The organism is Streptomyces sp. NPDC057253, from assembly GCF_042669125.1.
Taxonomy (GTDB): Bacteria; Actinomycetota; Actinomycetes; order Streptomycetales; family Streptomycetaceae; genus Streptomyces.
In genome coordinates, this window is record NZ_JBHUXV010000037.1 from 73,434 (window position 1) to 80,655 (window position 7,222).

Below are 7,222 nucleotides of genomic sequence, written 5' to 3' on the forward strand. Positions count from 1 at the left end.
CTGCTAGGTTGACGCCATGTTCCTCTCCTTGGCGTAAGGCGGACACCGGGCCACGGTTCGAGCACCTGCTCCCGTGGCTCCTCGGTGTCCCCTTCCACGCCTCCTCCGAGGAACCCCATGTCTGCCTCCTACGCGCGCGTGCTGCGCGTCCCGCACGCCCGCCGTACCTTCGCGACCGCCCTGCTCGGCAGGCTGTCGTACGGCGTCGTCCCGCTGTCCCTGATGCTCTCCGTGACCCGCGCCTCGGGCTCCTACGCGGTCGCGGGTGCCGTGATGGCGCTCTTCGGTGCCACCGTCGTCCTCCTGGCACCCGCGCGCGCCGCCGTGATCGACCGGCACGGGCCCCGGCGGGCGCTGGTGCCGCTGCTGGCCGCGTACCTCGCCCTGTTGGCGATGCTGACGGCGGCTCTCTGGCGCCCCGGCGCCCCGCCCGTCCTCCTCGGCGCTCTCGCCGCCCTCGCCGGAGCCTGCGTCCCGCCGCTCGGTCCGACCATGCGGACCGTGTGGTCGCGCCTCGTCGAGGACGACAAGGCCCTGCTGCAACGGGCGTACAGCCTCGACGGGGTGGCCGAGGAACTGCTCTTCGTCTCGGGGCCGTTGCTGGTGGGCGTCCTCGTCGGGATCGCCGCGCCGCCCGTGGGAATCGTCGTCGGGGCGGCCCTGATGCTGGCGGGAACGGCTGGATTCGTGAACTCCCCCGCGGTGCGGGCGGTCCGTCCGGCCGGTTCCTCCGTCGTACGGCGGGACCGGGGCGGTCGGCGTGTACTGCGCCGGATCGGCCGTCCCGTGGCGGCCGCCGCGGCCGTGGGCCTCGCGCTCGGCGTGCTCGACCTGCTGGTCGTGGTCTTCGCCGAGCGCCACCGGCACGGCGGGGCGAGCGTGGCCTGGGTGCTGGCCGCGCTGTCCGCCGGGAGCGCGGTCGGCGGGATGCTCCACGGGGCGGTGAACTGGCGGACCCCCGCCCGGACCCGCCTCGCGATCCTGACGCTGGGCACGGGCCTGGCCCTGTGCGGCGCCGGACTCGCGCCGGGACTCGGCGCGCTCGCCCTGGTCATGGCGGGCGCCGGGTTCTTCGTGTCGCCCGCCCTCACCACCGCCTACCTCATCGCCGACGGGACGGTCGCCCCCGGGGCCCGCACCCAGGCCGGCGCCTGGGTCAACACGGCCGTCAACGCGGGGAGCACGGGCGGTACGGCCCTGGCCGGGGCCCTGGCGGGCCGGCTGCCGGTGGCCGTGTGCTTCGCGGTGACGGGCGGGGTGGTCGCGGTGACGGCCGTCCTGGTCATGACGCAGGGTGCCCGGGGGAGGGGCGCCCTGCGCGGGGAGGTGGCTGTCCGGACGGCCGGTCAGTCCTCGGCCCGGTCCTGAGTGACCCGGCCCGAGTCCAGGGCGACCTTCCACTCGCCCTGCCTGCCGTCCTTCACGGTCTCCACGTCCCAGGCCACACCACCCTTGTCGTCGTCGAGGCCGACCTCGGTCACCGTGCCCTTCGCGGCGGCGGCCAGCGCGGCCTCCCGTGCGTCGGTCCTCGCGCCCTTCACCGCGGTGAGTTCGGCACGGTCGTCGGCGTCGTGGCCGTCGTCCGTGTCGCGCTGGGCGCCGAGGACCTTGCCGGAGTCGGGGGCGATCCGCACGTCGTACGCGCTGCCGTCGCCCTTGACGACGGTCACCTCCCAGGCGTCCCCGCCGTCGTCCTCCAGGTCGGCGGACAGGGCGGTGCCGGGGGTGTGCTTGAGGGCGGCGGCGATCGCGTCGGCCGCGGTGACGCTTCCGCCGGGGGCCGCCGTACGGTCGTCGGAGGCGTCGTCGTCCCGGTCGTCCGCGGAGTCGGCCTGGTCGTCGGCGTCGGCGCGGTCCGCGGCCGCCCGGGCGCTCGTGCTCGCCTGGCGCTGGGGCGCCGTCGCCTCGTCGTCCCCCGCCGCGAAGGCCGCGACGGTGCCGCCGGTGGTGAGGGCGGCGGCGGTGAGGGTGGCGATGACGAGGTTGCGCTTCATGAGGTTCCTGCCTTTTCGCTCGGTTTCGACGGGATCCACGCTGCCGAACCGACGCTGAAGCCGACCTGAAGCCTCCTGAAAGCTTCTTCAGGTTGGCTTTGCCACCCTGTACGCATGCGTCTGCTGATCGTCGAGGACGAGAAACGACTCGCCGTGTCCCTCGCCAAGGGCCTCACCGCCGAGGGCTACGCCGTCGACGTCGTCCACGACGGCCGGGAGGGACTGCACCGGGCCACAGAGGGGTCGTACGACCTGGTGATCCTGGACATCATGCTGCCCGGCCTCAACGGCTACCGGGTCTGCGCCGCCCTGCGCGCGGCCGGCCACGAGGTGCCGATCCTGATGCTCACCGCCAAGGACGGCGAGTACGACGAGGCCGAGGGCCTGGACACCGGCGCCGACGACTACCTGACCAAGCCCTTCTCCTACGTCGTCCTCGTGGCCCGTATCAAGGCCCTGCTGCGGCGGCGCGGAAACGGCTCCGGGGCCTCCCCGGTGCTCGAACTCGGCGGTCTGCGCATCGACACCGCCGCCCGCCGCGTCGTCCTCGACGGCACAGAGGTCACCCTCACCGCCAAGGAGTTCTCCGTCCTCGAACAGCTCGCGGTGCGGGCCGGCGAGGTGGTCTCCAAGGCGCAGATCCTGGAGCACGTCTGGGACTTCGCGTACGACGGTGACCCGAACATCGTCGAGGTGTACGTCAGCACCCTGCGCCGCAAGCTGGACGCGGGGCTGATCCGCACGGTCCGCGGCGCCGGGTACCGGCTGGAGGCGGGGAGATGAGGCGGCTGTTCGGGTCGGTCCGGGCCCGGGCGACCCTCGGGGCGACCCTGGTGGTGGCCGTGGCCCTGGTCGCGGCCGGGGTGTCGGTGCTGCTGTCGCTGCGCTCCGACCTGATCGACCAGGCGGGCACCCAGGCCGAGCGGACCGCGCGGGGCGTGGCGGCCAACCTGGCCGCCGGGACGCCGTACGACGAGTTGAAGCTGGACGACGACGAGGAGCCCGTGCAGGTGGTCGACGCCCACGGCACGCTGGTCGCGGCGAGCGAGAACCTGGAGCGCGTCAGCGGCACCGGCACGAGCGCGGTGAAGCCGCAGGCACCGCGGGGCGGCACCGGATCCGACGACGAGGACGACGACTCCGCCCTGGAACCCGGTGAGATCGCCGACGAGGTCACCCTCACCAACGGCTCGGCCACCATCGACGGGGAGTCCGCCGACTACCGCTTCGCCGCCCTGGAGGTCGAGGTCCAGGGCAAAGGCAGGCTCACGGTGTACGCCGGCGCCTCCTTGGACGCCGAGCAGGGCGCCGTCGGTACCGCCCAGACCGTCATGCTGATCGGCTTCCCGCTGCTGCTCGGGGTCGTCGCCGCCGTGACCTGGCTGGTCACCCGGCGGGCGCTGCGGCCGGTCGAGGGCATCCGGGCCGAGATGGCCGCGATCACCGCATCCGAGGACCTCGCGCGCCGGGTCCCCGTGCCGGACACCCACGACGAGGTCGCCCGCCTCGCCCGCACCACCAACGAGACGCTGGCCGCGCTGGAGACCTCCGTGGAGCGCCAGCGCCGGTTCGTCGCCGACGCCTCGCACGAACTGCGCAGCCCCATCGCCTCGCTGCGGACCCAGTTGGAGGTCGCCGCCGCCCACCCTGAGCTGCTCGATCTGGAGGGGGCGGTGGAGGACACGGTGCGGTTGCAGCGGCTCGCCGGGGATCTGTTGCTGCTGGCCCGGCTGGACGCGGGGGAGGGGCGCGGTGCTGCCCGGGTCGACCTCGGGGAGCTGGCCGCTCGCTGCGTCCGGGGGCGGGACGGGGTCACGGTCGAGGCGGCGGACGTGGAAGTGGTCGGATCCCGGGGGCAGTTGGAGCGGGTGCTGGGCAACCTGCTCGACAACGCCCGGCGGCACGCGCGGTCCGCGGTCGCCGTGACCGTGCGGCGGGACGGTGCCTGGGCCGTGGTCCAGGTCGCCGACGACGGGGACGGGGTGCCGCCGGCGGATCGGGAGCGGGTGTTCGAGCGTTTCGTACGGCTCGACGAGGCGCGGGCGCGGGACGACGGGGGCGCGGGGCTCGGTCTGGCCATCGCCCGGGATGTCGCGGTGCGGCACGGAGGGTCTTTGACGGTGCGGGACGCGGCGGCAGGCGGGGCCCTTTTCGAGCTCCGCCTGCCGGTGGTGTGACGCGTGCGGGGTGCCTGTGGATGCCTGTGGGCGCGTGCGGACGCCTGTGCGGGTGCCTCGGCCTGCAGTCCGGCGTCTGCCTCGCCGTCGTGGCTGGTCGCGCAGTTCCCCGCGCCCCTGCGGGGCGACTCCTCAGGGACAGCCCCGGTTCACGGACGGCCGCGGTGACCCCGCAAGTGCTCCGCGATCGGCTTCAGGGCCTTGTCCAGTTCGGTCAGGGACTCCGGTGGGACGAGGTCGATGAAGTGCCTCCGCACGGACGCCACATGATGGGGCGCGACCTTCTTCATCGTTTCCATGCCGTGCTCGGTCAGGACCGCGTACAGACCGCGGCGGTCGGACTCGCAGTTCTCGCGCCGGACCAGGTCCGCGTTCTCCATGCGGGTGATCTGGTGCGAGAGCCGGCTCTTGGACTGGAGGGTGGCGGAGGCGAGGTCGCTCATCCGCATCCGTACGCCCTCCGACTCGGAGAGATTGACCAGGATCTCGTAGTCGTTCATCGTCAGGCCGAACGGCTGGAGGTCCCTTTCGAGCTGATACGTCAACAGCCTGTTGACCTCCAGGTGGGTGCGCCAGGCGCACTGCTCCGCATCGGTCAGCCATCGGGTGGCCGTCTCGGTCTCCATGAATGAAGTCTACCTAAAAGGTTGAAAGGCGAACTAATGAGGGTGGTGTGACTGTGCGCACACGTTCGAAGTCACACTCCGCAGACTACCGCTCACAGCCCGAAGCGACGCTGGAGGTCCCCCAGCTGTCCGGGAAGGCGCGGTACCCCCGGCTGCGGTGACTGCCCGGGAGGCGCCCCGTAACCGCCGGGTACCCCCGGCTCGTGCGGCACCGCTCCGGTGGCCTGCTCGGCCATCAGGACCTCGGTCGACTGGAGCAGCACGGTGCCGGCCCCCACGAACTCGAACTGGTGCTCCTCCCCGGAGGCCCCGCCGAGGCCCGTCATCGCACGTAGACCGCCCATCAGACCCGTCATGTACCCGTGGTCGTAGTGGTGGCACGGGGAGGGGCAGTCGGCCCAGCCCACAAGCGCTTGCGGGTCCACCCGGATGGGGGGCTCCATGAACACCACCGGACCGTTGGACGCCGCCACGAACTTTCCGGTTCCGATGAGGGTCAGGAAGCCCGGCACGATCGACTGCTTCAGCGCGAGACTTGGCTGAAAAGCAAGCAAGTTGCCGGAGCGAATGGTCAGGTTGCCCTCGTCGAGGTCGTACGAATTGACGTCGAAGGCCCGGTCGGCGAGGAGCATCTTGCCCGAGCCCTGCGCCACGACCCAGTCGCTCGCGTGCAGAGGCGAATGGAACGACGTACGGACGAGACCGTCGAGACGGCCGTGTCCGATGCCGTTGAACTCCATCTGGCCGTAGTAGGCGATCATCTTCCCCTTCTGCAGGAACCACTGGCTCCCCTTGAGCTCCACGCAGAAGGTGTAGTTGTTGACGTTGTCGTCGGACGGCAGCGTCATGGGGTCGTACACGGTGGGGCCCGTGCCCGGGTAGTGGCTCACAGCTTCTCCTCCGAGGCCTGGACGTACACCGCGCCGTGTCCGCTGAGCTCCAGCTGGAAGGCCTCGCCGGAACCGCGGCCCACCATGTCGCGCCAGCCGAGCGCCGTCGACAGCTTGTTGCGGACGTCGCCGTGGTGGGCGACGTAGGCCTGCGGGTCGACGTGGACAGGCCGCTGGGGGGTGATCGGGACCTCGAAGACACCGCCGTGGGCCATGACCGCCACCGAGCCGTGGCCCTTGAGCGTGGTCGTGAAGAGCCCCTGGCCGCTGATCTGGCCGCGCACCATGCCCATCACGCCGCCCTGCGAGCCCATGAACATGGTGCCCTGCTGGAGGGTGCCCTCGAAGGCGAGCAGCCGGTCGGCCTCGACGTACAGGGTGTCGCCGGTGAGGTTGATGACCGTGACGTGGTGGCCGCCGTGCCCGAAGAGGACGGTGCCGCTGCCTTCCACGGTCATCAGGGGCGTGTCCTCGTTGGCCACCCTGCGGCCGATCATCGACATGACGCCGCCCTGGCCGCCCTGGATGTTGGGGGTGAAGGACACCTCGCCCTTGTACGCCAGCATCGCGCCGCGCTGGCTGAACAGGCGCTGGCCGGGCATCACCGTGGCCTCGACCATCTTGGAGTTGATCTCACGGAAGGGCATGTCACACGTCCCCGGCGATGGTGTTGCGCTCGCTGGGCTGGACGTACACCAGGCCGTCGCCCTCGAAGCGGATCTGGAAGGCCTCGCCGCCGCCCTCGCCCATGAACGTCCGGAACGTCACGCCGGACTGGAAGGACTGGCTGAGGTTGCCCTGGTGGGCGATGTAGGCGCCGGGGTCCACGGTGAGGGGGTACTGGCGGCTGACGTGCAGGACGACGGCGGGGCCGTCCGACATGATCGCGGCCTGTCCGTGGCCCTCGACGGTGGTCGTGAACAGGCCGTTGCCCTGGGTCGCCCCGCGCAGGCCGGTGAAGCTGGTGCCGGTCCTGAGGCCGGCGTCCGTGGCGAGCAGGTTGCTCGACTCCACGTACAGCTTGTCCCCCTGGAGATTCACGAGGTTGATCTCCGAGGCGCGGTCCGCGAACCAGCACGTGCCGTGCCCCTGCACCTCCATCACGGTCATCTGCTCGCCGGTGATGCGCCGGGTGACCATGCCCCGGATGCCCTCGCCGCCGCCGCTGAGTTTCTTGAACGCCATCTGGCCGTCGTACGCGACCATCGAGCCGTTCTTCGCCTTCACGGCGTCGCCGGTCATGTCTACGGCCAGCACTTTGCTGCCTTGGAGTCGAAACATCGCCACGGGGTGAAGGTAGCTGGGGGAAAGGCCTTGCCGACAGTGCCCTGGGGGTGGAGGTGGCCCTGAGTGTGCCCCTAGGGGGTGTCTGCGATGTTTTGTCTGCGGGGTGGGTGGGGGCGGGCGGTTTTGCGCAGTTGCGGCGGCCTGTTGCGGTTCGGTGGGGGTGTGAGGGTTCGGGTGCGGGTTCGGTGGGGGCGGGCGTTTTGCGCAGTTCCCCGCGCCCCTGAGATGCCTGCGGCGGCCTCTTGCTG

8 protein-coding genes are annotated in these 7,222 nt (G+C 71.6%); 3 read left to right on the forward strand and 5 right to left on the reverse strand.

All coding sequences use genetic code 11. The features are described from left to right. Positions 1–117 precede the first annotated feature (117 nt). The gene (locus tag ACFULQ_RS21590; protein ID WP_383546287.1) at positions 118–1,368 is read left to right on the forward strand and encodes an MFS transporter; all 1,251 of its coding nucleotides are present in this window, start codon (positions 118–120) and stop codon (positions 1,366–1,368) included. Here the strand turns inward: ACFULQ_RS21590 and ACFULQ_RS21595 are convergent. Then, a complete protein-coding gene (locus ACFULQ_RS21595) occupies positions 1,347–1,994 on the reverse strand; it encodes a PepSY domain-containing protein (protein ID WP_383546288.1) in 648 nt (215 codons plus the stop codon). The two genes, ACFULQ_RS21590 and ACFULQ_RS21595, sit on opposite strands and share 22 nt — an antisense overlap. Before the next feature lie 114 nt (positions 1,995–2,108). Between ACFULQ_RS21595 and ACFULQ_RS21600 the strand changes: the two genes are divergently transcribed. After that, positions 2,109–2,777: a response regulator transcription factor gene (locus ACFULQ_RS21600; RefSeq protein WP_383546290.1), complete on the forward strand. Its 669-nt coding sequence runs from the start codon at positions 2,109–2,111 to the stop codon at positions 2,775–2,777. After that, positions 2,774–4,171 carry a sensor histidine kinase gene (locus ACFULQ_RS21605; protein WP_383546291.1) on the forward strand — a complete coding sequence of 466 codons (1,398 nt, stop codon included), beginning with the start codon at positions 2,774–2,776 and terminating at the stop codon, positions 4,169–4,171. Before ACFULQ_RS21600 ends, ACFULQ_RS21605 begins: the two co-directional genes overlap by 4 nt. Positions 4,172–4,320: 149 nt before the next feature. Here ACFULQ_RS21605 and ACFULQ_RS21610 read toward each other — a convergent pair whose 3' ends face one another. The 4 genes from ACFULQ_RS21610 to ACFULQ_RS21625 all read right to left on the reverse strand — a co-directional run bounded on the left by ACFULQ_RS21610 (position 4,321) and on the right by ACFULQ_RS21625 (position 6,968). Next, entirely contained in the window at positions 4,321–4,797 is a 477-nt protein-coding gene (locus tag ACFULQ_RS21610; RefSeq protein WP_362668478.1) for a MarR family transcriptional regulator, read from the reverse strand. A 92-nt stretch (positions 4,798–4,889) separates the two neighbouring features. After that, the gene (locus ACFULQ_RS21615) at positions 4,890–5,687 is read right to left on the reverse strand and encodes an AIM24 family protein (protein ID WP_383546293.1); all 798 of its coding nucleotides are present in this window, start codon (positions 5,685–5,687) and stop codon (positions 4,890–4,892) included. Beyond that, positions 5,684–6,334, reverse strand: a complete 651-nt coding sequence (locus ACFULQ_RS21620; protein WP_359826323.1) for an AIM24 family protein — start codon at positions 6,332–6,334, stop codon at positions 5,684–5,686. Before ACFULQ_RS21620 ends, ACFULQ_RS21615 begins: the two co-directional genes overlap by 4 nt. A gap of 1 nt (position 6,335) precedes the next feature. Beyond that, positions 6,336–6,968: an AIM24 family protein gene (locus ACFULQ_RS21625; RefSeq protein ID WP_383546298.1), complete on the reverse strand. Its 633-nt coding sequence runs from the start codon at positions 6,966–6,968 to the stop codon at positions 6,336–6,338. Positions 6,969–7,222: the final 254 nt, after the last annotated feature.

Excerpts from the sequence above, each read along its gene's own strand:
- ACFULQ_RS21600 (WP_383546290.1), top strand. The coding sequence starts at position 2,109 with ATGCGTCTGCTGATCGTCGAGGACGAGAAACGACTCGCCGTGTCCCTC.
- ACFULQ_RS21625 (WP_383546298.1), bottom strand. The coding sequence starts at position 6,968 with ATGTTTCGACTCCAAGGCAGCAAAGTGCTGGCCGTAGACATGACCGGC.
- ACFULQ_RS21595 (WP_383546288.1), bottom strand. The coding sequence starts at position 1,994 with ATGAAGCGCAACCTCGTCATCGCCACCCTCACCGCCGCCGCCCTCACC.
- ACFULQ_RS21605 (WP_383546291.1), top strand. The coding sequence starts at position 2,774 with ATGAGGCGGCTGTTCGGGTCGGTCCGGGCCCGGGCGACCCTCGGGGCG.
- ACFULQ_RS21610 (WP_362668478.1), bottom strand. The coding sequence starts at position 4,797 with ATGGAGACCGAGACGGCCACCCGATGGCTGACCGATGCGGAGCAGTGC.
- ACFULQ_RS21590 (WP_383546287.1), top strand. The coding sequence starts at position 118 with ATGTCTGCCTCCTACGCGCGCGTGCTGCGCGTCCCGCACGCCCGCCGT.
- ACFULQ_RS21620 (WP_359826323.1), bottom strand. The coding sequence starts at position 6,334 with ATGCCCTTCCGTGAGATCAACTCCAAGATGGTCGAGGCCACGGTGATG.